18 protein-coding genes, 5 tRNA genes and 1 CRISPR repeat array are annotated in these 21694 nt (G+C 69.7%); of the genes, 16 read left to right on the top strand and 7 right to left on the bottom strand.

Annotated elements, in window-relative coordinates:
- The first annotated feature begins 31 nt into the window (after positions 1 to 31).
- Together ABIA38_RS25145 and ABIA38_RS25140 are read left to right on the top strand one after the other, a co-directional pair.
- Positions 32 to 751 carry a DUF3105 domain-containing protein gene (locus tag ABIA38_RS25145; protein WP_424641075.1) on the top strand — a complete coding sequence of 240 codons (720 nt, stop codon included), beginning with the start codon at positions 32 to 34 and terminating at the stop codon, positions 749 to 751.
- Positions 748 to 1455 (top strand): DUF305 domain-containing protein, encoded by a 708-nt coding sequence (locus ABIA38_RS25140; protein WP_424641074.1) that lies wholly within the window; start codon positions 748 to 750, stop codon positions 1453 to 1455. The genes ABIA38_RS25145 and ABIA38_RS25140 overlap by 4 nt, the downstream gene beginning before the upstream one ends.
- A gap of 60 nt (positions 1456 to 1515) precedes the next feature.
- Here the strand turns inward: ABIA38_RS25140 and ABIA38_RS25135 are convergent, their stop codons facing one another.
- The gene (locus ABIA38_RS25135) at positions 1516 to 2142 is read right to left on the bottom strand and encodes a DedA family protein (protein WP_424641073.1); all 627 of its coding nucleotides are present in this window, start codon (positions 2140 to 2142) and stop codon (positions 1516 to 1518) included.
- A gap of 1121 nt (positions 2143 to 3263) precedes the next feature.
- A CRISPR array of direct repeats spans positions 3264 to 4242; the repeat unit is 37 nt; unit sequence GTTGCGATCCTCGGTCGCCCCGAAGGGCGACCGCCAC.
- 236 nt (positions 4243 to 4478) lie between these two features.
- On the opposite strand from ABIA38_RS25135, the gene ABIA38_RS25130 reads away from it, so the two are divergent.
- The 8 genes from ABIA38_RS25130 (at position 4479) to ABIA38_RS25095 (ending at position 13097) form a co-directional block, all read left to right on the top strand.
- A complete protein-coding gene (locus tag ABIA38_RS25130) occupies positions 4479 to 6728 on the top strand; it encodes a CRISPR-associated endonuclease Cas3'' (protein ID WP_424641072.1) in 2250 nt (749 codons plus the stop codon).
- Positions 6722 to 7432 carry a type I-C CRISPR-associated protein Cas5c gene (gene cas5c / locus ABIA38_RS25125; protein ID WP_424641071.1) on the top strand — a complete coding sequence of 237 codons (711 nt, stop codon included), beginning with the start codon at positions 6722 to 6724 and terminating at the stop codon, positions 7430 to 7432. The genes ABIA38_RS25130 and cas5c overlap by 7 nt, the downstream gene beginning before the upstream one ends.
- Before the next feature lie 3 nt (positions 7433 to 7435).
- Positions 7436 to 9235 carry a type I-C CRISPR-associated protein Cas8c/Csd1 gene (gene cas8c / locus ABIA38_RS25120; RefSeq protein ID WP_424641070.1) on the top strand — a complete coding sequence of 600 codons (1800 nt, stop codon included), beginning with the start codon at positions 7436 to 7438 and terminating at the stop codon, positions 9233 to 9235.
- Between the two features lie 26 nt (positions 9236 to 9261).
- Positions 9262 to 10116, top strand: coding sequence for a type I-C CRISPR-associated protein Cas7/Csd2 (gene cas7c, locus ABIA38_RS25115; protein ID WP_424641069.1), 855 nt, complete (start codon positions 9262 to 9264; stop codon positions 10114 to 10116).
- Complete coding sequence (cas4, locus tag ABIA38_RS25110; RefSeq protein WP_424641068.1) at positions 10113 to 10781, top strand: CRISPR-associated protein Cas4; 669 nt, start codon at positions 10113 to 10115, stop codon at positions 10779 to 10781. Before cas7c ends, cas4 begins: the two co-directional genes overlap by 4 nt.
- Before the next feature lie 15 nt (positions 10782 to 10796).
- Complete coding sequence (gene cas1c / locus ABIA38_RS25105; protein WP_424641067.1) at positions 10797 to 11831, top strand: type I-C CRISPR-associated endonuclease Cas1c; 1035 nt, start codon at positions 10797 to 10799, stop codon at positions 11829 to 11831.
- Positions 11816 to 12121: a CRISPR-associated endonuclease Cas2 gene (cas2, locus tag ABIA38_RS25100; protein ID WP_424641066.1), complete on the top strand. Its 306-nt coding sequence runs from the start codon at positions 11816 to 11818 to the stop codon at positions 12119 to 12121. Before cas1c ends, cas2 begins: the two co-directional genes overlap by 16 nt.
- Before the next feature lie 139 nt (positions 12122 to 12260).
- Positions 12261 to 13097 (top strand): site-specific integrase, encoded by an 837-nt coding sequence (locus ABIA38_RS25095; RefSeq protein ID WP_424641065.1) that lies wholly within the window; start codon positions 12261 to 12263, stop codon positions 13095 to 13097.
- Between the two features lie 486 nt (positions 13098 to 13583).
- On the opposite strand, the gene ABIA38_RS25090 is transcribed toward ABIA38_RS25095, so the two are convergent.
- Positions 13584 to 13856, bottom strand: coding sequence for a hypothetical protein (locus ABIA38_RS25090; RefSeq protein ID WP_424641064.1), 273 nt, complete (start codon positions 13854 to 13856; stop codon positions 13584 to 13586).
- A 383-nt stretch (positions 13857 to 14239) separates the two neighbouring features.
- Positions 14240 to 14311 (bottom strand) — tRNA-Val (locus tag ABIA38_RS25085).
- Between the two features lie 268 nt (positions 14312 to 14579).
- On the opposite strand from ABIA38_RS25085, the gene ABIA38_RS25080 reads away from it, so the two are divergent.
- Complete coding sequence (locus tag ABIA38_RS25080) at positions 14580 to 14993, top strand: SsgA family sporulation/cell division regulator (RefSeq protein WP_026218464.1); 414 nt, start codon at positions 14580 to 14582, stop codon at positions 14991 to 14993.
- Between the two features lie 244 nt (positions 14994 to 15237).
- On the opposite strand, the gene ABIA38_RS25075 is transcribed toward ABIA38_RS25080, so the two are convergent.
- The 4 genes from ABIA38_RS25075 to ABIA38_RS25060 all read right to left on the bottom strand — a co-directional run bounded on the left by ABIA38_RS25075 (position 15238) and on the right by ABIA38_RS25060 (position 18770).
- Entirely contained in the window at positions 15238 to 15777 is a 540-nt protein-coding gene (locus ABIA38_RS25075) for a hypothetical protein (protein ID WP_424641063.1), read from the bottom strand.
- Between the two features lie 227 nt (positions 15778 to 16004).
- Positions 16005 to 16733 (bottom strand): GNAT family N-acetyltransferase, encoded by a 729-nt coding sequence (locus ABIA38_RS25070; RefSeq protein WP_424641062.1) that lies wholly within the window; start codon positions 16731 to 16733, stop codon positions 16005 to 16007.
- 97 nt (positions 16734 to 16830) lie between these two features.
- Complete coding sequence (locus ABIA38_RS25065; RefSeq protein ID WP_424641259.1) at positions 16831 to 17655, bottom strand: aminotransferase class IV; 825 nt, start codon at positions 17653 to 17655, stop codon at positions 16831 to 16833.
- Between the two features lie 5 nt (positions 17656 to 17660).
- Entirely contained in the window at positions 17661 to 18770 is a 1110-nt protein-coding gene (locus ABIA38_RS25060) for a chorismate-binding protein (RefSeq protein WP_424641061.1), read from the bottom strand.
- 318 nt (positions 18771 to 19088) lie between these two features.
- Here ABIA38_RS25060 and ABIA38_RS25055 point away from each other — a divergent pair, with 318 nt between their 5' ends.
- The 5 genes from ABIA38_RS25055 to ABIA38_RS25035 all read left to right on the top strand — a co-directional run bounded on the left by ABIA38_RS25055 (position 19089) and on the right by ABIA38_RS25035 (position 21665).
- Positions 19089 to 20990 (top strand): DUF4328 domain-containing protein, encoded by a 1902-nt coding sequence (locus tag ABIA38_RS25055; RefSeq protein WP_424641060.1) that lies wholly within the window; start codon positions 19089 to 19091, stop codon positions 20988 to 20990.
- 254 nt (positions 20991 to 21244) lie between these two features.
- Positions 21245 to 21317, top strand: a tRNA-Gly gene (locus ABIA38_RS25050).
- A gap of 49 nt (positions 21318 to 21366) precedes the next feature.
- Positions 21367 to 21440 (top strand) — tRNA-Cys (locus tag ABIA38_RS25045).
- Between the two features lie 37 nt (positions 21441 to 21477).
- Positions 21478 to 21549: transfer RNA gene (locus ABIA38_RS25040), tRNA-Val, on the top strand.
- 44 nt (positions 21550 to 21593) lie between these two features.
- Positions 21594 to 21665 (top strand) — tRNA-Val (locus ABIA38_RS25035).
- Positions 21666 to 21694 lie beyond the last annotated feature (29 nt).

The raw sequence follows: 21694 nt of genomic DNA, 5'->3' as shown, positions 1-21694 counted from the left end.
ACGAATCCCGGAATCGGAATAAGGCGGAGCCATGGGGCAACAGTCCCCCAACACCTCGAAGAAGCAGGGCAAGGCGCAGCGATCCGCCAAGATGGCGGCGACCCGTGAGCGGGTGGCCGCACAGCGCGAGGCGGAGCGCAAGGCCGCCAAGCGCCGCTCGGCGATCATCTTCGGCGCCTCCGGCGTCGCGGTCCTCGCCCTGGTGGCGGGATTGACCGCCGTGGTGATGTCGTCGAGCGACGGCGACAACAAGTCGAGCGCGAACAACGTCATCGCCGACGTCAAGCCGGACCCCAACACCAAGAGCGACATCGCCGGGGTGAGCACGTTCACGGCGGCGCAGGGGCACATCTCCAAGCCCAAGGACGTCACCTACAAGCAGACCCCGCCGGTCGGCGGCGAGCACGACCCGGTCTGGCAGAACTGCGGGATCTACGACTCGGCGATACCCAACCGCAACGGCGTGCACTCGCTGGAGCACGGCACGGTGTGGATCACCTACCAACCGGGCCTGGCCGCCGACCAGTTGGACGCCCTGAAGGCCAAGGTCAAGGGCAAGACGTACATGATGCTCAGCCCCTACGAGGGCATCGACAAGCCGATCGTGGCCACCGCGTGGGGCCTGCAGCTCAAGCTGGACAACGCGAGCGACCCGCGCCTGGACCAGTTCATCAAGGAGTACAAGGAAGGCAAGCAGACTCCGGAGCCCGGTTCGCCGTGCACGGGCGGCGTCGGGAAGCCGACCTCATGAGCACGCCGAGGGCGCGCGCCCGCGTCGCGGTGATCGTCGCCACGGGGCTGCTCGCGGTCCCGGCGCTGGCGGCCTGCTCGTCCGACTCGGGCGACTCGGCCAAGCCGGCCGCCGCGTCGACGCCGACGCGCGCGCTCGGCCCGGCGCCGGCCGCGGTGCCGAATCCGCCCGCGGACGACTCGGTCGACGCGGGGTTCGCGCGCGACATGCGCACGCACCACGCGCAGGCGGTGCAGATGGCGATGATGGTCCGCGATCTGACCCAGGACGAGGCGACCCGCAAGCTGGCCTACGACATCGCGTTGACCCAGCAGGAGCAGATCGGCCGGATGGCGTCCTGGCTCCAGCTGTGGGGGCTGACGCTCGGTTCGACCCGGCCGGTGATGCAGTGGATGACGCCGGGTTCGATGCCGGGCCACGCCGGGCACGGCACGCCGGCGGCGGGCGCGGACACCCAGCTGATGCCGGGCATGGCCACGCAGGCGCAGTTGGACAAGCTGGCGACGTTGCACGGCAAGGACGCCGAGGTGATGTTCCTCCAGCTGATGATCGCGCACCACGAGGCGGGCGTGGCGATGGCCCGTGAGGGCCAGACGCACGCCCAGGTCCAGCAGGTCAAGGACCTGGCCAACACGATGGTGGTGGGCCAGAGTTCGGAGATCGACCTGATGCGCTCGATGCTGACCGAGCGCGGGGCGTCGTAGGTTTCCGCAACAGGCGCGGGTGGGGCACGGGATCGGTGATCCCGTGCCCCACCCGGCGTCTCAGGCCTCCGCCGTCGTCGTCGCCTCGCCGGCATCGCGTCGGCGCCGGGCCGCGCGGACCACCCGGGCCGGTATCCCGACGATCAGCGGCACCGAGGCGCCCAACGCCATCCCGCCGAGCGCCACGAGCAGCGGGCTGTCCTCGACGACGTGGCCGGCGAGCGTACCGATCGTCATCGCGTACGACACCGAGATCAACGCACCGACAAGAGTCGCAGCCCGAAACCGCGGGCGCGGATAGCCCAGCCGGCCCGCCAGCATGTTGACCGCGGTACGCCCACCGGGCAGAAACCGGGCGGCGATCAGGGCGGCCATCCCACCCTTGGCCAGCGCGTTCCGGGCCAGGTCCATCGCCTTCTGCCGCCGCGGCCCGAGCACCGCATCACCCCCGCGACGCAGCCGCGCCCGCCCGACCCCGTACGCGCACTGGTCCCCGACAAAGGCCCCGATTCCGGCGGTCAACAGCACCAGGGCCAAATACCGCAGATCCCCGTCCGCGACAGCCGCCGCGGCCATCACCAGCTCGTCACCGGGCACGATCGGCAACACCGCGTCGACGGAAACCACCAGCGGCATCACCAACCAGAGCCAGGGCGAAACCAACAACCCGGTCCCGGCCCCGGTCACCGACAAACCCCCGACCACACACAACGGCTCGGCAGACAGACATCACTCACCAAAGGATCATCGCGCGACCCGAAGTGCACCGGCACGCCGGGCCCACGTCACCAACCCTCACCCGACGTGATACAGCCCGAACACCACCGATCCAAACGCCCGTTCGGCCCGATTCGCAGAGGCATCGCGGGAGCACCCACTGCAAACGCGACAAAGCCCCGGACCACTCTCGTAATCCGGGGCTCCGACCCGGGGTGGGCGATACTGGGATCGAACCAGTGACCTCTTCGGTGTGAACTACCCGCAGCGTGGTCTTTAATGGCTAACCTGCAGGTCAGACCCACTCCCGTGCTTCTGAAACCAGCATCCATTCGCCCTGACTGCTATACCCGCTGCTGCAACAGTTGGGGCGCGACGCTCGGCCGCCTGAAGGTAACGGCGGCGTCATAACGATGGGTGTCGTAAAGACCCAAGACATGTTGCGATCCTCGGCCCCCCGAAGGGCGACCGCCACCAGCAGCCGGTCCAGCACCGCCGTCTGCTCGGCAGAGTTGGGATCCTTGGTCGCCCAGCAGGGCGACCGCCATCTGTCAGGGGGCACTGCTCGTTGGCCGCGCCCATGTTGCGATCCCCAGCCGCCCCGAAGGGCGACCGCCACCAACTGGCCGAGGCCGACAGCACCATGCCCTGGCAGTTGCGATCCTCGGTCACCCCGGAGGGCGACCGCCACTCCTGAAGTCGGCGACCGGCTGAGGCCGGACATGACGTTGCGATCCTCGGTCGCCCCGAAGGGCAACCGCCACGTGGATCAACGATCACCTGATCGGTGAGCCCAAAGTTGCGATCCTCGGTCGTCCCGAAGGGCGACCGCCACTCGCCTGCTCGACGGTCAGGTGGGGGTCGTGGCCGGGTTGCGATCCTCGGCCGCCCCGAAGGGCGACCGCCACGCCGCAGCACTGTCTCCCCGGGGAGACATCCCGGAGTTGTGATCCTCGGTCGCCCCGAAGGGCGACCGCCACCGTGGACTTCAGGGCTTTGTCGTCCGCGTCACGGCCGTTGCGATCCTCGGGTGACCGCCCCGAAGGGCGACCGCCACTGTGGCAGGTGCCGAGTTCATCCGGGTAGCCGCGGGTTGCGATCCTCGGTCGCCCCGAAGGGCGACCGCCACGACCGCCCGGGAGGACGAGGAGTTCGATCCGACGGGTGTTGCGATCCTCGGTCGCCCCGAAGGGCGACCGCCACTCCCCACTCGACGACAACACGTCCATCGCCTGCGGTTGCGATCCTCGGTCGCCCCGAAGGGCGACCGCCACACCGGTGTGCGCTTCACGCACTCCAACCACTGCGAGTTGCGATCCTCGGTCGCCCCGAAGGGCGACCGCCACTCGAGGGTCTGGTGTCCGACCCCGCCGCGCTCGCGAGTTGCGATCCTCGGTCGCCCCGAAGGGCGACCGCCACGCGCGACGGATGGGAGTACGGCGCACCGTGTTGTGTTGCGATCCTCGGTCGCCCCGAAGGGCGACCGCCACGGTCTTCTTGCTGCTCACGACGACACCTCTTCGCGGTTGCGATCCTCGGTCGCCCCGAAGGGCGACCGCCACTGATGGCTCGGCTCCCGGAGGACCAAGTGGTCGGCGTTGCGATCCTCGGTCGCCCCGAAGGGCGACCGCCACCCCTGGGCGACGGACAGCCGAGCACAGATCGAGTCACGTTGCGATCCTCGGTCGCCCCGAAGGGCGACCGCCACTTCCGGGTGATCCGGGCGCGGCAAATCGCCCTCGGGTTGCGATCCTCGGTCGCCCCGAAGGGCGACCGCCACTGGCCCCCACCGGCGGGTCGCCGTGCAGGTACCCGTTGCGATCCTCGGTCGCCCCGAAGGGCGACCGCCACGTTGAGGTCGAGGTAGCAGGTGCCGACCTGGGCGGCGTTGCGATCCTCGGTCGCCCCGAAGGGCGACCGCCACCCGTGCCCTGGACGACGGGCTGTGCCCCCTGTGTCGGGTTGCGATCCTCGGTCGCCCCGAAGGGCGACCGCCACCAGGGGGTGAGCGGGTCGCTGGCACCGGGGTCGACGTTGCGATCCTCGGTCGCCCCGAAGGGCGACCGCCACCCTGCGCCAGCAGGGATTCTGTGCCGGATTTGCTTTTCAAGCAGCGGTTCCACGAGCCCATCATCGGGTGAATCGGACCTTCGACCTCGGAGCAACCCGCGTGTCGCATGTGTGCTTGGGGTTCCGAAGCAGAGCTCCCAACAGCAGTTTTCCGAATCGGCACCCTGATGTGCTCGACTCAGCCTAGATTCACAACCACCGACCGCGAGTGCATTGGCACTCTTTGGTCGGCTTATATGCATATCGCGTATCTCTGTGCCTGGGGGCCATGGATGCAGTTACTGGCGCACAGCGTCAACGATGCCGGTGTTCGGCACCGACTTGACGATCATCTGCGTGGAACAGCCGCACGGTCCGGCGAGTTTGGAGCACCTTTCGATGGTGACTCCGCTGCGACTTATCTCGGGGTCGTCCACGACGTAGGCAAGGCCGCGTGTCCATGGCAGTCCAAGTTGCTCGCCGTCGAAGCAGCCGGCGGTGGCCGGGTCGGAATCGATCACAAACGTGCCGGGACCCTCCTGGCCCAGCGCGCGCTGTCGCCCACCCTCGCGCGGATCGTACTCGGCCATCACGGCGGTCTCCCCGATACCCAGACTCTCAAGGACGAACTCTACGAGGCGGCCCAAGCCGTCGATGCCCTCGAAGCGACCATCGCCACAGTCGCCGAGCTCGTGCCCGAGATCAGCCCCGAGATTTCACCCGCGCTCCCACAGTGGCTGGCGTCGGTCCCGAAGAGTGAACTCGGCCTGGCCTACGACCTGTTGATCCGAATGCTCTTCAGCTGCGTCGTCGATGCGGACTACCTCGACACCTCGGCGCACTTCAGCGGTTCGGCCGCAGTGCACCCGGCGAGCCTTCCCATCCCGGAACTGCTACAGCGGTTCGAGCAACGCCGCACCGAGAAGCTCAAAGACCGGCCGAAGACCGATATCACCCGGCTCCGCGACGACGTCTACGCCCAGACCGTCGCCGCAGCCGCCCTGCCACCCGGCATCCACCGACTCGGGGTCCCCACCGGCGCCGGAAAGACCTTCGCGGCCGGAGGCTTCGGACTTCACCACGCAGCGAAGTGGGGACTGCGTCGCGTTGTCGTGGCCGTCCCGTACATCTCGATCACCGAGCAGAACTCGGCCATCTACCGCGACCTCCTGGAGCGCGACGGCGACACGGCACCGTCCCTGTTGGAGCACCACAGCTCGGTCGACCTCGACTCGGCCCCACACGGTGCCAAGCTCGCCGCCGAAAACTGGGACTCGCCCTTCATCGTCACCACGACGGTGCGCCTGTTCGAGTCGCTGTTCTCCCGCAAGCCCGCGGCTATGCGGCGCCTGCACCGCCTGGCCAGCGCGGTCATCGTCCTGGACGAGGTCCAGGCACTGCCCGACCCGTTGTTGATCCCGATCCTGTCCGTCTTGCGCGAGCTATGCGATCACTACGGGACGACGGTGCTGCTCACCTCGGCCACCCAGCCCGAGTTCATGGCCGTATCCGGCTTCGAAGAAGTGCGCGCGGTCGACCTGATCCACGAGCCGGCCCCGCTCTACGCAAAGTTGCGCCGCGTCGACTACGAATGGCGGCTCACCCCGCAGCCGACCCTCGACGACATCGCCGTCGAAGCGGCAGAGCAGCCGCAGGTCTTGGTCGTCGTGAACACCACCGCGAACGCGGCCACCGTGCACCGCACGCTGACCGATTCCCGCCCAGCCGACTTCGGACCGGCCTTGCATCTGTCGACCCGCATGGCGCCCAGGCATCGCCGCGAAAACCTGGCCAAGGTCGAGGAATTGCTGAAGCAAGGCAAGCCGGTGGCCGTCGTCGCCACGCCCCTCATCGAGGCCGGCGTAGACCTCGACTTCCCCGCCGTCTACCGCGCGTTCGCCCCGGCTGAATCCCTGCAGCAGGCGGCCGGCCGATGCAACCGCGAAGGCAAGCTGCGGCCCGCCCGAGGACGCGTGGTCGTATTCGACCCGTCCGACGGAGGCCGTCCGAACGGCGAGCCGTACAAGCAAGCCATCCAGGCAACTCTCGAGAACTTCGGCCCCGACCTCGCCGACCCCGACGACTTGCCCGCCCTCGCCCGCTACTACCGGCTGCGCTACGGCCGCCTCGGCGACGACGGCCTGGGCCAACGCATCCAAGACCTCCGTGCGCGCCACGACTTCCCCACGGTGGCCAAAGAGTTCCGCATGATAGACGACGAGACGACCAGCCCTGTCGTCGTACTGATGGACGACGCAGAAGCAGAGGACGTCGTACTCGCCGCGATCCGGGCTCTGCGCGCGCCCTACCCGTGCGGCCCGCAACCCCTACGCGACCTCCAGCCCTACACCGCGTCACTCCCCCGCTCGGCCGCCCGCCAAGCGGTCCAAGCAGGTCACGCCGAGCCGGTGATCGGCGACCTCCTGCTCTGGGTCAGCCATTACCACCCCGAACGCGGCATCGATCTCGAACACCCCGAAAACCCCGAGGACTTCACATCTTGCTGAACAAACGCAACCGTCATCCAGCGCCCCCGGTCGTCGTCGAGGTATCCGGCCCACTCGCCTGCTTCACCCGCCCGGAACTCAAGGTCGAACGCGTCAGCTACCCCGTCATGACCCCCTCCGCCGCACGTGGCCTTCTGGAAGCGATCTTCTGGAAGAAGGAGTTCCAGTACGACGTCACTCGCATCGACGTTCTCCAGCCGGTGCGCTGGTTCAGCGTGCGCCGCAACGAGGTGAAGTCGGTCATCAGCCCGCCGCGGATCCGTGAGCTCCGCCGCGACCCGAGCCGCCGCTACGACGTCGAGGAAGACCGCGACCAGCGCAACACCGTCGCCCTACGCGACGTCGCCTACCGCATCCACGCCCACATCGACCTGATGCCGCACGCCACCGCGCCCGAGGCCAAGTACCGCGAACAGCTCCGCCGCCGCGTCGAACGCGGAGCCTGCTTCTCGCAACCCTTCCTCGGCTGCCGGGAGTTCGCCGCCGACTTCGGCCCCGCGACGGACCGCGCCGCCGTCGACCGCGACGACGAACTCGGCGTGATGCTGCACTCGATCATCTACGGCGACCGCAGCGAGCAGTACCGCTGGTTCAGGGCCCGGCTCGAACGCGGCGTCCTGCTCGTCCCTGAACACCCGCTGTCCGAGGCGGAGGTCGACATGCCCACGGGCTCCGCCCGGGCCCAACGCGCCGCCGAGGGCTGACCGATGCTCCTGCGTGAGCTCAGCGACCACGCGCGCACCCGCGCCGACATGCCCCCGCTCTACTACGTCCCCAAGGCCTTGCGCTGGTTCATCGCGCTCACGGAGGACGGCGAACTCACCCCCGGCGGCCTGGTCGACCTGCGCCCGGCCAAGGGCGAGAAGGGCCCCAAGGGAAAGCTGGTACCCGCGCCCGACGCCTACCGGGCGGGCATCCACCCGCCGCCCCTGCTCCTGTGCGACACCGCCGAGTACGTCCTCGCCGTCGCGCGCAACGACAGTGCCAAGGCCGATGCCCAGGCCGACCGTCGTTGCGGCGCGTTCATCGACCTGGCTCGCCGCTGGACCGACAGCGCCGCCAGGCACGACCCCGTCGCCCGCGCAGTCGCCCGCTTCCTCGACACCGACGGCCCGGCCCGCGTCCCTATCCCCGACGACCTCGTCGCCGGCGACTGGATCGGCATCATGGTCGGCGCCGAATGGGCACACCTGCGCCCCACCGCGCAGTCCCTGTGGCGTGACATCGTCGCCGAACGCAAAGGCGGTGGACGACACGGCCTGTGCCTGGTCTGCGGCGAAAACGGCAACCTGCTCTCCACTCTCCCGGAGAGCATCAAAGCCGGCGCCATCCCCACCTCCGGCCAGGCCCGAAAGACCCAACTCGTCAGCGTGAACTCCGCAGCCCAGGCCCGCGAAGGACTCCTCCAGCTCGCCAACACACCCATCTGCGACGGCTGCGGATCCACCGGCGTTGCCGCCCTCAACGCCTTGCTCGCCGACGACCGCCACCGCCGACGCGGCAGCACGTCGAGCCTGGTCTGGTGGACCCGCGAACCCGTCGAACAGGACCCGATCGCGGCCTTCGACGCCCCAGATCCCGAGGACGTCCGCCACCTCATCGAAACCCTCAACGAGCCCGCCCGCAACCGCGCGGCAAACGCCCGGGTCGACCCGAACCGTTTCTACGGCCTGACCCTGGGCACCAACAGCTCCCGCGTCGTCGTCCACGACTGGATCGACATCCCGATCGACGAACTGCACCGCAACCAGGGCGCCTGGTTCGCCGATCACGAAACCTGGGGCGGCTGGAACCGCACCGCAACCTGGTACCCGCTGTGGCGCCTGACCCAAGCAGCCGGCCGCTGGGACAAGACCGCCAAGCGCTACACCGGCAAGCTCGTCCCCGACGGCCTCGACAACGCCCTCCTGCGCAGCGCCCTCAACCGCCTGCCACCACCCGCGCACCTGCTCCCACATCTGCTCGGACGCATCCGCTCCGACCGCCGCGTCGACGGTCCGCGGGCCGCCCTACTGCGGCTGATCCTCAACCGCTCTTCCTTCGGAGGAATCACCATGCCCGGACTCGACCCGGCAGCAACCGACGCCGGGTATCTGTGCGGTCGTCTGTTCGCCGTCTTCGAGAGCACCCAGCACGCCGCACTCTCCACCATCGACGAGAACGGCCGTCGCCAGGGCGTCAACGCCACGGTCGCCGACAAGTTCTACGGCTCGGCCATGACCGCCCCACGCCACGTCCTGCTCAACCTCGAACGAGGCTCCAAAGCCCACCTCAAGCGCTTGCGCCGAGACCGGCCCGCCACCGCCGTCGCCCTCGACAAGCAGATCGGCGAGATCTGGACACGATTCGACGCCACCAACGAGGGTGTACTCCCCACCACGCTCGCCCCGCAGCAACAGGCCCGCTTCGCCCTCGGCTACCACCAACAACGACAGTCCGGCTTCCAAGCCGCCGCCGAACACGCCGAAGCCAAGGCCGTCGCCGCAGCAGCGGCCCAACAGGACTGACCCACAACCCACTTACGGAGCCCCCCATGACCGCACCGCACCTCGACCCCACCCGCAAGCACGACTACGTCTTCATGGTCGACGTCCGCGACGGCAACCCCAACGGCGACCCCGACGCCGGCGGCATGCCCCGCCTCGACCCCGTCACCAGCCAGGGCCTGATCACCGACGTCGCGATCAAGCGCAAGCTCCGCAACGTCATCTCCCTCCTCAACGAGGGCCGCGAAGGCTTCGACATCTACGTCGAGGCCGGCGTCGCCCTCAACGCCCAACACGAACGCGCCTACACCGCCCTCGGCGACGACATCACCCAACCCGACGCCCGCGACTGGATGTGCAAGACCTTCTACGACATCCGCATGTTCGGCGCCGTCATGACCACCGGCACCAAACACGCCGGACGAGTCCAGGGCCCCATGCAACTCACCTTCGCCCGCTCCGTCGACGAGGTCCTCCCCCTCGACATCGGCATCACCCGGGTCACCCAGACCCGCCAGGCCGACATCGACAAGGGCGAAAGCACCGAGATGGGCTCCAAGCACATCGTCCCCTACGGCCTGTACGTCGGCGAAGGCCACTTCAGCGCCCCACTCGCCGCCCGTACCGGCGTCACCGGCGACGACCTGGAAGCCTTCTGGCGCGCCTTCACCCTCATGCTCGACCACGACCGCGCGTCCACCCGCGGCTCGATGAGCCTGCGCGGCCTGTACGTCTTCAGCCACGACGACGCCTTCGGCCGAGCCCCGGCCCGCCAACTCCTGGACCGCGTCCAGGTACAGCCCATCGGCACCGGCCCCGCCCGCGGCTTCGGCGACTACAAGATCGAGATCCTCGACGGCGACCTGCCCGAAGGCGTCACCCTGACGCGCATCGTGGGATGACGGCGCCCAACCTCCCCGCATCGCCGGCCCCCGAGCCGACCCAGGTACCGATCTCGGCCCTCGAGCACTACACGTACTGCGGCCGCCAAGCCGGCCTGATCCTCTTGGAAGACGCGTTCGCGGACGACGCCGCGACCGTCCGGGGCACCATCCTCCACGAACGCGTCCACACCCCCGGACACGAAACCCGCCCCGGCACCAAAACCCTGCGCGCGCTGCCCGTATGGCACGACGACCTCGGCCTGACCGGCGTGTGCGACGTAGTCGAGATCCGCCGCAAAGCCGTCACACCCGTCGAACACAAGTCGGGCCGATACCAGCCGGGCGGACCCGCCGACGTGCAGGTCGCGGCCCAAGCCATGTGCCTGGAAGCCATGTTCGGCGTGGACATCGACAAAGCCGTCATCTGGTCGGCCGCCGACCGCCGCCGACACGAGGTAGCCGTCGACGCCACCCTGCGCACCACCGTCGAGACCACGACGGCCGCCGTTCGAACGATGCTCGCCGAGGCGTCGCTCCCGGCGGCACCGGCTGACAAACGCTGCCGACGCTGCTCGATGGCCGAATCCTGCATGCCCAAAGTCCTCGCCGGCGACCGCCGCTACCGCCAGGCCCTGGCCGACCTGTACCGCATCCCCACCGACGAACCACCCACGCCGACATGACCCGAGGGGCGCGGAATGCCGAGTGAAATCCTGAACACGCTGTACGTACAAACCCAGGGCGCCAGCCTGCACCTGGACGAGGACAGCATCCGCGTCGTCCTCCCCGACACTCCCGGACGCAAGACCCTGCCCCTGCGCCGCATCGAATCGATCGTCGTCTACGGCCACATCAGCCTCTCCACCGAACTGATCGGCCGCTGCGCCGACGACGGCAGACCGATCGTGTGGATGTCCAGAAGCGGACGCTTCACCGCGCGCCTACAAGGACCCACCCGAGGCAACGTCCTCCTCCGCCACGCACAACACCAGATCCACGACGACGCGGCGGCACGCATGGACATCGCGCGGGCATTCGTCGCCGGAAAGCTGCGCAACAGCCGCCGCGTGCTGCTCAGAGCGGGCCGAGACGCGACCGGCTCGGCCCAGATCGGCCTGCGCACCGCAGCGGACGAGATCGCCGAAACCGTGACATGGCTCCCGGACGCCAAGGACCTCAACGAACTCATGGGCATGGAAGGCCAATCGGCCCGCACCTACTTCGCCGCACTACCCCTCGCAATGCGAGCGACAACCGACTTCCCGTCCTTCACCGGCCGCTCGAAACGCCCACCCACCGATCCCACGAACGCCCTCTTCTCGTTCCTCTACGGACTACTACGCAACCTCACCCAGGGCGCCGCAGAACAAGTAGGACTCGACCCCTACCTCGGATTCCTCCACGGCCTCCGCCCGGCAAAACCAGCACTCGCGCTCGACCTCATGGAAGAGTTCCGCCCCGCCCTCGCCGACCGCCTGGCCTTGACCCTCATCAACCGCCGCACGCTCCGCATCGAACACTTCGACGAACTCCCCGGCGGCGCCTGGCAACTGACCGAGGCCGGCCGAAAGATCGTCTTCGAAGGCTGGCAAGATATCCGGCGCCAAGAATGGGACCACCCCATTGCCGCCCGTCCGGTCGCAGGCGGCCTACTCCCGGTCATGCAGGCCCGGATCCTGGCCCGCCATCTGCGCGGCGAACTCCCCGGCTACCTCCCGTGGACCCCGGCCTGATGGACCTGCTGCTCACCTACGACGTCGACGCGACCACGCCGGAGGGTCGCCGACGCCTGCGCAAGGTCGCCAAACTGTGCGAAGGCTACGGAACCCGAGTCCAACAGTCGGTCTTCGAAATCGCCACCGACGACATCGGCCTCCTGAAACTCCTCGCCGCAGCAACCCATCTGATCAACGCGGAAAAGGACAGCATCCGCGTCTACCGACTACCCAAGAGCGGCTTCGAGGCCGTCCGCACACTGGGCACCGCCCGTGTACTCGCACACCGTGACGACTTCGTCTTCTAGGCTGCTTCGGAACCCGAAGCAGCCGCGCCACACCACCAGTACCCCGCCTCATCCGAAGGTACTGTGAGAACTTCCCCCTGCCCTGGCGGGGTAGCGGTCGCCCTTCGGGGCGACCGAGGGTCGCAACAGCGTCGGCCGCGTGTCGCATGGGTGCTTGGGGTTGTGGCGGTCGCCCTCCGGGGCGACCGAGGGTCGCCCTCGCCGCTGCTGTGGCCAGGCACTGTCCGGTCGCTCGATCCGCGACATCCGCGATGTCCTGCGATCGGCTCTGGGCAACGCGATCCGCGAAGAGGAACTCACCAAGAACGTCGCGAGCATGGTCCGCGTCAGCTCCGCCAAGCGCAGCAAGCGCAAGGCCGAACCCTGGACCAGCACCGAAGCGAAAGCCTTCCTGGAATCCGCCCGCGCCGACGACGACCCCCTCTACGCCGCGTACGTCCTCATCCTCGTCCTGGGCCTACGCAAGGGCGAAGTCCTCGGCCTCACCTGGGACGTCGTCGACACCGAGAACGCCGAACTCGACATCCACCGCCAACTCCAACGCGTCGGCGGACGCCTCATCCACACCGACACCGCCAAAACCGACGCCTCCGAGGTCCCACTCCCGTTGCCCAAGATCTGCGCCACCGCCCTCAAAATCCGCCGCCTGCAACAGGATGCGGACCGCGAGAAGGCGGGCGAACTGTGGGACGAATACGGCTTCGTCATCACCACCCGCCACGGAACCCCCTACGAGCCCCGCAACTTCAACCGCAGCTTCGACACTCGCTGCCGCAAGGCCGGCGTCCGCCGCATCACCGTCCACAACACCCGCGACACCTGCGGCACACTCCTGGTCGACCTCGGAGTACACCCGCGCGTGATCATGCAGATCCTCCGCCACACCAAGATCGCGGTCACGATGGAGGTCTACGCCAAGGCCCCCGACAAGAAAACCCGCAAAGCCCTCCGCAAGCTGGGCAAGTCGCTGCGCTGACCGCGTGACAAAACGGGTGGCGGTCGCCCTGCGGGGCGACCGCCACGTGAGCCGAGAAGTTCCGCAAGGGACTCTGATTCGGTTGCGATCCTCGGCCGCCCCGAAGGGCGACCGCCACCAACCTCTCCGCCCACCGGGACCCCGCGTGGGACGTTGCGATCCCCGGCCGCCCCGAAGGGCGACCGCCACGGGCCCGGCCCGGCCCACCGCCGAACCGTGGCGAAGTTGCGATCCTCGGTCGCCCCGAAGGGCGACCGCCACCCTGCCCCATCAGGGAAATGTGCCGCCGCCACATCCGCCAGCACGGAAGACGGGACACTCTTCTGTGGGCAAATCAGACCTTCGACTTCGGTAGGGGCCGCGTGTCGCGCGGGTGCTTGGGGTTCCGAAGTCGCCGCTTGCTTCAGCCCGCAGGGTCTGTAGGCGGCAGCGCGAGACTACCGCCAAGAGCACGGTTCGATGATGGATACAGCACCGTGTACCAGCTCACTGGCCGGTGGACCCGTCGCCGAAGACGTCCTCGGACGTGTGGGTGTGCAGGGCGCCTGAAGCCGCGGCGCGCAGGTCCGCGAGGACGTCCGGGTCGTTGCCCATCACCGCGATGCCCCACCACAGCAGGACCAGGTCGTCGACCTCGCCGATCGGCGTGTCTGATAGTTCAGCCTCGAAGCGCGCTCGCTGGTCGGCGTCCAGGGCTCCGCGTACGGCCCGGATTGTGCGCGGCAATGGCTCGCCGGAGTGGATGGGTTGGACGCTCACGGTGGTCCTCCCTCAGGTGTCCTGCTTCGCCACGCTACCTGGCGCCGGCCCGCCAATTCCACGGTCCGCGACTTCTCGGAGGCCGGCAGCCGTTGCACGCAAGCTCACCGCCGGCGGCAGGGCCGGCCCGAAGACGACATCTACGAATCACCCCGGGACATGGAGCAGGTGTTCCCGGCAACCGGCGTTGCGTTGCCGCGGTGCGCTACCCCGTCCCAGCGGATGTGCGCCAAGCGCAGTGTAGGAATGCGGAGTCCGAGGGCTTGTGGATCATGTGATCTCGGCCCGTCGGGAGATGGTTGTACACACCCACTGCTGTACGAAACTGCTGTAAACGCGTCAGGGGCCTGGATCACTTTCGTGATCCAGGCCCCTGACCTGGGTGGGCGATACTGGGATCGAACCAGTGACCTCTTCGGTGTGAACGAAGCGCTCTCCCGCTGAGCTAATCGCCCGGGTGCAGGGAGAACATTACCGCATGCTCGGGGGCGGTTGTGGCCACCCTCCCGGGGGTGTGTGTGGTGGGTGGGATGGGTGGGGAGTGGACGTGTGTTCCCGTGCGAAATCTTGGGGGCGAACGGTACACCTTCCGCATCGCTCTTAAGGAGTACCCAGACGCCCGTATATCGGGCAGCGACGTTTACAAGAGGTCCGCAGGTGGGATGTTGCGAACGCCGACGTGCGAATCCCCGAGCGCACACTGAGCGAAAGGCCATGGCGCTTATGAACACCACGGTCAGCTGTGAGCTGCACCTGCGCCTCGTCGTCTCCAGCGAGTCGTCGTTGCCAGTCCCCGCGGGGCTGCGCTACGACTCGTCGGACCCGTACGCCGTGCATGCGACCTTCCACACGGGTGCCGATGAGACGGTCGATTGGGTCTTCGCCCGCGACCTTCTCGCGGATGGGCTGCGTCAGCCCTCCGGGACCGGCGACGTTCGTGTGTGGCCCTCCAGGAGCCATGGACAGAGCATCGTCTGCATCGCACTCAGCTCGCCCGAGGGCGAGGCCCTGCTCGAAGCGCCCGCACGGGCCTTGGAGTCGTTCCTGAAGCGCACGAACGCTGCCGTCGCCCCCGGCAACGAGCATCGCTTCTTCGATCTCGACCGGGAGCTGTCGCAGATCCTCGCCGAGAACTGAGCTCCTGGCACGGCGGACACGCCCCTGTCCGCGGCGCCGGGTTCACACGTCAGCGCTCCGCCGCACCCACCGTCCACAAGGTGGGGGCGGCGGAGCGTTTTCACGCCGTGCGATGAGGTGATCCGAATACGTGCACGATTCGACCTGTCGAGGCAAAGAAAGAACTTGGTCGGGCGTATTCGGTGGGTGGGTTTACCTTCTCTGGGGTTTCCCGTGGTAATCCGCATATCGGGATTCCCCGAGTTCAGATCCCGCGCTTGCGCAGCAATTCCTCGATCTCCGCGAACTCGTCGTCGCCCCCTCCACCGCGGCCCGAGCGGCGCGAGCGCGGCGCGGCGGCGGCCGGCTTGGGTTGCGCGCTTCGCGGCGGGGCGCCCCCGGAGGTGTCGCCGCCGAGCAGCGCGGACAGGTCCAGGTCCGAAGCGCCTGTGATACCGGTGCGGGCGCCGGTGCCGGTACCCTTCCCGGTCTCGTCCGGGGTCTTCTTGCCGCCGATCATCCGGGTGATCATCAGCAGGATCACGGCGAACGCGAGGATCGCGACGCCGCCCCACGCCTTGATCCCGAAGGCGAGGCCGGTCGCCCAGTCGGCGGCGGCGCTGCCCACCCGGCGGGCCAGGGTGGCCAGGCCGGTCAGGTACAGGCCGATCGGGAACAGCGCCGCGGCGGTCCACCGCGTCGCGATCAGGAAACGTCGTTGGCGAGCCTTCTGTACCGCGATGACCAGGCCGAGACCCGTCAGCGCCATGCACAACGCGCCGGTCACCACATCTGCGCCGGACATGCGCTCGGCCTCCTCGTTCGAAAATTGCTGTGCGGCTTGGGGTCGGTCGGCGATCGGATCGGGATGGGGATCGGTCGACGGCCGTTGGCTACCGTCCTCCTACCATCGTGGCCCTCCTCGGTCTGCGGACGCCACGATCGGCGGTGGGTTCGGTACTCGGGGAGGACACCGACCGAGCCATCTCCTCCCCGTGGAGTACACCCAGGATCAGGGATGTTCCCCATTTCTCACAGGATGGGTTTCCCCCAATAACGCGTACGCGGTGCGAAGCCCGCCGCCGCGAGGGACTTCGCGTACGTGTCGTCGGACACCTCGATGGCCACCTCGGGCAGTCCCCCCGTCGCCGTCACGTGGCCGGCCGCGCGCAGCAGGAGTGCGGTCGCCTCCGGGTTGGGCGCGGTCAGGGCCAGGATGACGCCGTGCGCGACCCACACGGCCGAGCCGTCGCCGAGGGTGTACGGGGCGGGCGCCGTGGGGTGGTCGAGCCGGGCGTGGGCGCGGGCCTGGGCGGCGGCTTCGGCCCAACCCGCCGCGCGCAGGCTCGCCGCGAACCGGTGCAACTCCGCGGCGCACCACGCGTCGCGTTCGTCGGTGTCCATCATCCGTACGCCGTGCGGCAGTCCACCGGCGCGCACCGGGGCGACCAGGCGGCGGCTGTCCGAGGTGTAGCCCAGCGCCTGGACCAGGCCGGTCGTGGCGCGGTTGCCCTCGGGTACGGCCGCCGCCATCCGGGTACAGCGCCGGCCGCGCATGATCTCCTCGGCCGCGAGCATCGCCACGCACCCGTGGCCGCGGCGCCGGCGCGAGGGCAGCACCTGGATGTGCAGGATCCAGCCGGTGCCGGCGCCCCACGGGCCCAGCGGGGTCAGGTGCACGCCGCCGACGGACCGGCCGTTGGCGCAGATCGTGTACACGCCGTCACGGCCGGGTCCGGCCGGTCGCAAAGTGGTGGTCATCGCGTGGCCCCCGCCTTCCCGGGCACAACGCCCCGTTACCGGCAGTGCTGCCCGCGCGTGGCCTCGGCCAATCGGGAACCGGCTGCTCCCGCCGCGATCACGGGTCGATGTCGGCGGCGGCGCGCGCGGCGAAGATGTCCCTCGCCTTGGCGGTCAGCGGGCCGGGCGCGCTCCGGGTGTGCTCGTCGATTCGGTGCACGGCCTGGATGTCGCGCAACGACGAGGTCAGGAACACCTCTTCGGCGTCGGCCAGGATGGACAACGGTACGTCGACCTCCTCGGCGCCGACCCACTCGAGCACCAGTGCGCGCGAGATGCCGGCCAGGCAGCCGGCGGACAGGGGCGGGGTGACCAGGCGGCCGTCCAGAACCACGAACACATTGGACCCGGTGCCCTCGCACAGGTTGCCGGCGGTGTTCGCGAACAGCGCCTCGGTCGCGCCGCGCGCCGCCGCGTAGCCGAGCATCACCACGTTGTCCGCGTAGCTGGTGGTCTTGAGGCCGGTGGTCGGCGCGTTCTCGTTGCGCGTCCACGGGACGGTGACCACGGCCGTGCTCTCGGCCCGGGGCTTGGCCGCGCCCAGGGCCACCACCAGGGTCGGTGTCGCGTCGCCGCGTTCGGAGCCCAGCGGCGACCGGCCGCCCGTGTAGGTGACCCGCAGTCGCCCCGTGCCCGGCAGCGGGTTGGCCGCCAGCACCTCGGCGCACGCGCGCCGCACCAGGTCGAGATCCGGGTCGGCCAGCCCGAGCCCGCGCGCGGAGCGGGTCAACCGGTCCAGATGCCGGGTCAGCGCGAAGGCCGTGCCGCCGGTCGCCTTCATCGTCTCGAACACGCCGTCGCCCACGGTCAGTCCGTGGTCGTCCACCCGAACCATCGCCTGCTCGTCGTCGACGAGGCGATCGTTCAGCCAGATCCTGCCCATCCTGCTCATGCGCCCTCCGAGGCGTGCGATGGGGCCGGCCCGACACCGTCCGGCCCGACCCGTTCCGAACCGGCACGATCCCACGCGGCACGCGGTGGGCCGACGTCCCCCGCGTACTCCCGTCCCGCCACCGCGAGCAGGTTCCGCGCCTTGAGCTCGGTCTCCTCCCACTCGCGCTGCGGGTCCGAGTCGTAGGTGATGCCCGCCCCCGTGCCGAAGCACAGCCGGCCGTCGCGGACGAAGAAGCTGCGTATGCCCACCGCGAGCGAACCCTCGCGGCGATCCGCGTCGACCCAGCCGATCGCGCCGCAGTACGGCCCGCGCGGGACCGGTTCGAGTTCGTCGATGATCCGCAGCGCGCTGCTCTTGGGCGCGCCGCTGACCGAGCCGGGCGGGAAGGTCGCGGCGAACAGCTCGGGCCAGCCGACACCCGGGGCCAACTCCCCCGCCACCGTGGAGACCAGGTGGACCAGGCCCGGGTGCTTCTCCACCACGCACAGATCCGGCACGGTGACCGAGCCGATCGCACTCGCCCGGCCCAGGTCGTTGCGGACCAGGTCGACGATCATCACGTTCTCGGCGTGGTCCTTGGGCAGCAGGTCGGCCTCGGTGCGGCCGGTGCCCTTGATCGGGCCGGAGCGGATCCGGTCGCCGGCCCGATCAAGGTAGAGCTCGGGGGACGCGCACACGACCTGGACGTCGTGGTCGGGCAGGCGCAGCACGCCCGCGTACGGCGCCGGATTGCCGTACGCCAGGCGGCCGGCCAGGCCGACGAGGTCGGCGTCGGCGGGCAGCGGCGCGCTGAGCAGGCGGCACAGGTTGACCTGGTACACGTCGCCCGCGGCGATGTACTCGCGGATCCGGCGCACGCCCGCGCGGTACGCCTCGGCGCCGAGCGAATCGGTCCACGCGTGCGCGGGCGGTCCGAGCCACGGCGCGGCGGGCAGCGGGGCCGGGCGGACCTCGTCGAAGCGCGCGCAGATCAGGTCGCCCTCGAAGTCGGCGACGACGGCCCAGAACCCGTGCGAGTCCAGCGCCGCCGGATCACGCGTGACATCACGCAGGCCGGTGGCCAAGCGCCCGCCGAAGTGGGCGAGGGGAGGTGGCTGACTCACTGGTTTCGTTCCGGGGTCGCGACCGCGGCACCTGTGGCGGATCGGCGCGCGGGTCAGAACGCCCATTGTAGAAGGCGGGCCGCGGCAGGCGGGTCGCGGCGCCGAACCGCCCGGCAACGGCCCGGCTGCGGTCGCCGCGGCGCGCCCGGAACTCGCCCGAATCGGTTCCCCGTTCCCGCCCGGGCGTCGGGCACGGCATGATGCGGCACGGGTGGGTTGAACCCGGCAGCCCCGACTCCGGTGACCGCACCTCCCCGGTCGGTTCGCCCCGACCCGCCGAAGTCTCCACAGCACCACGCGATCGAAGGACGTTCATCCGTGCACTGTTCCGCCTGCGACACCTGGTCTACGCGGGCCGACCGCTGTTCGTACTGCGGCGCCGTCCCGGCCGCCGCCGCGCCGCAGCAGCCCGGCGCGGGGCCGGCCCCCGTGCTCACCGGGTCCCCCGCGGCTCCGCCGGTCGCGGTTCCCGCAGCGGCCATGCCGCCGGATCCGTACGCCGCGCCCGCGCCCGCGCCCACCGGCGGATACCCGGGCGCGTATCCGCACGCGCCGGGGCAGTTCGCGCCGCAGCCGCCGTACGGCATGCCGGGGCCGTATCCGGGCTCGCCCTACCCCGGTTGGTTGCCGCAGCCGTTTCGCGCGCTGCGCGGGCTCGCGGTGACGCTGTACATCCTGCTGCCGCTGTCGGCGGTGTTCGCCGGGCTGTGCGCGGCGGCGTTCTTCCACCGGGCGGACGTGCTGCGGCAGATCGTCGACGCCGGGGAGTTCGGGATGACCGACTCGCTGCGCACCCGGGCCGAGGACTCGGACGCGCTGGTCGCGGCGGCGATCACCTTCCTGGTGTTGGCGATGATCGCGACGGCCGTGCTGTTCGTGATCTGGATGTATCGGGCCCGCGCCAACGTGGATCTGTTCGGCCCCTCGAAGCAGCACCTGTCCACCGGGTGGGCGATCGGTGGCTGGCTGGTGCCGGTGGTGAACCTGTGGTTCCCGAAGCTGATCCTGCACGACGTGTGGCGCGCGAGCGACCCCCGGACCGCGGAACGTGGCGGCCGGACTCCCGGGCGGCTACCGCTGCTGTGGGCCTGGTGGGTGCTGTTGATCGGCTCGACGGTGCTGTTCTTCGCGAGCCGGCTGTCGTATCCGCTGAGCGACGACATCGAACTGTCCGACGCCGACCGGCTGCAGACCATCGACATCCTGTCCGGCGCGGCGGACATCGTGCTGATCCTGGCGGCGGTGGCGGCGGTGCTGGTGGTCCGGCGGATCACCACGTTCCAGCACGAGCGCGAGGCGCTGGCGTTCGCGTCGGGGGTCGCCACGGGCGGTGTGCCGGCCGGTCCGCCCGCGCCGTGGGCGGCCTATCCGGCGGCGGCACCGACCGGGCAGTACTTCGCGCCGCCCATGCCTCTTGCGCCGCAGGCGCCGATGGGGGGACAGGTCGCGCCTGCGGAGCCCGTTGCTGCGGCTGCGGTCGCGCAGTTCGGGCAGGGGGCGACGACGGCTCCTCCGCCGCGTCCCGTCGCGGCGCCGACGGCCGGGATGGCGGCGGCCGCCGCCGAGCCGGCCGAGCCCGTCTCCCTGGCCAAGCCGGCCGAGCCGGCGGCGTCGACCGACGCGGCTGCACCCGCTGCACCCGCTGCACCCGCTGCGGCGGTCGTGCCGACGGGCGTGGGCGGTTCCGCCGAACCGGCCGGGCCGGTCGAGCCCGCTCCGGCGGTCGGCCATGCTGCCGAGTCTCCCGAATCCGCCGCGTCCGTCGAGCTTGGCAAGCGAGTCGAGGCCGCGCCGGAGGTGGTCGATACCGCCGAGTCGGCTGAATCTCCCGAACCCGGCGGGCACACCGAGCTCGGCAAGCCTGCGGAAGCGCCGAAGCCGGTCGAGGCTGCCGCCGAATCCACCGAGCCCGCCGAAGCGGCGAAGCCGGCCGACGTTGCGGCCGGTCTCCCCGGCGCCGATGCCGCCGAACCCGCCGGGCCCGCCGAGCCCTTCGAGGGCGACCAGCCCGACAAGGCCGCCGAGGCCGTTACCGGCATCCCCGCCACCGACGCCGCCGGACCGGCCGCACCCGCGCCTGGAGCGGCGGATGTCGCCGCATCCCGCGAAGTCGGCAAGTCGGGCGAGGTTGCGACCGATCTCCCGCAGGTGCCCGCGCAGGCCGACGCCGCGGTGGACGCGGGTGCCAAGCCCGCGTCGACCGGCGAGCAGCGTGCCTGACTCGAAGTCACACCGCGGTCACGGCAGGACCACGCACAGCCGTACGGAGGCGGTACGGAAGGCGTACGGAGATCGCCGCCGACCCGCGCCGAAGGCCGGGGCGAACCACGTTGGTTCGCCCCGGCCTCGGTCGTTTTCGCAGGTTGCGCGGGTCGCGCCGCAGGCTTCGCGGGGAATCGGTTTTTGTGATGGCCCTCGGATCCGCTAAAGTTCTCAACGTCGCCGGGACGCGGGAACGCAGCCCGGATCGGCAGGCGGACGTGGCTCAGTTGGTAGAGCATCACCTTGCCAAGGTGAGGGTCGCGAGTTCGAATCTCGTCGTCCGCTCGGAAGAAGTAGAGGAATGTGGTGGGTAACCACTATGGTTCCTTCACTTGGTGGAGTGGCCGAGAGGCGAGGCAACGGCCTGCAAAGCCGTCTACACGGGTTCAAATCCCGTCTCCACCTCCAGAAGATCCCTTGGCCTGGTGCCCGGGGTGAACTTCCCGCGCGATTAGCTCAGCGGGAGAGCGCTTCCCTGACACGGAAGAGGTCACTGGTTCAATCCCAGTATCGCGCACGCGTCACAGCAGCATCGCCCCACCGCTACACCGCAACACACCCGCGCGATTAGCTCAGCGGGAGAGCGCTTCCCTGACACGGAAGAGGTCACTGGTTCAATCCCAGTATCGCGCACCGGGAGTCACCCGCAGTGACGAGAAGGG

Source organism: Embleya sp. AB8, assembly GCF_049739465.1.
In the GTDB taxonomy this organism is placed as follows: domain Bacteria; phylum Actinomycetota; class Actinomycetes; order Streptomycetales; family Streptomycetaceae; genus Embleya.
The sequence above is the reverse complement of the archived record's forward strand: the minus strand, read 5'-3'. Positions and strand labels throughout refer to the sequence as shown.

Coding starts and splice junctions, on each gene's coding strand:
- ABIA38_RS25145 (WP_424641075.1), top strand. CDS start 32: ATGGGGCAACAGTCCCCCAACACCTCGAAGAAGCAGGGCAAGGCGCAG.
- ABIA38_RS25140 (WP_424641074.1), top strand. CDS start 748: ATGAGCACGCCGAGGGCGCGCGCCCGCGTCGCGGTGATCGTCGCCACG.
- ABIA38_RS25130 (WP_424641072.1), top strand. CDS start 4,479: ATGCATATCGCGTATCTCTGTGCCTGGGGGCCATGGATGCAGTTACTG.
- cas8c (WP_424641070.1), top strand. CDS start 7,436: ATGCTCCTGCGTGAGCTCAGCGACCACGCGCGCACCCGCGCCGACATG.
- cas7c (WP_424641069.1), top strand. CDS start 9,262: ATGACCGCACCGCACCTCGACCCCACCCGCAAGCACGACTACGTCTTC.
- cas4 (WP_424641068.1), top strand. CDS start 10,113: ATGACGGCGCCCAACCTCCCCGCATCGCCGGCCCCCGAGCCGACCCAG.
- cas1c (WP_424641067.1), top strand. CDS start 10,797: ATGCCGAGTGAAATCCTGAACACGCTGTACGTACAAACCCAGGGCGCC.
- ABIA38_RS25080 (WP_026218464.1), top strand. CDS start 14,580: ATGAACACCACGGTCAGCTGTGAGCTGCACCTGCGCCTCGTCGTCTCC.
- ABIA38_RS25075 (WP_424641063.1), bottom strand. CDS start 15,777: ATGTCCGGCGCAGATGTGGTGACCGGCGCGTTGTGCATGGCGCTGACG.
- ABIA38_RS25070 (WP_424641062.1), bottom strand. CDS start 16,733: ATGACCACCACTTTGCGACCGGCCGGACCCGGCCGTGACGGCGTGTAC.
- ABIA38_RS25065 (WP_424641259.1), bottom strand. CDS start 17,655: ATGGGCAGGATCTGGCTGAACGATCGCCTCGTCGACGACGAGCAGGCG.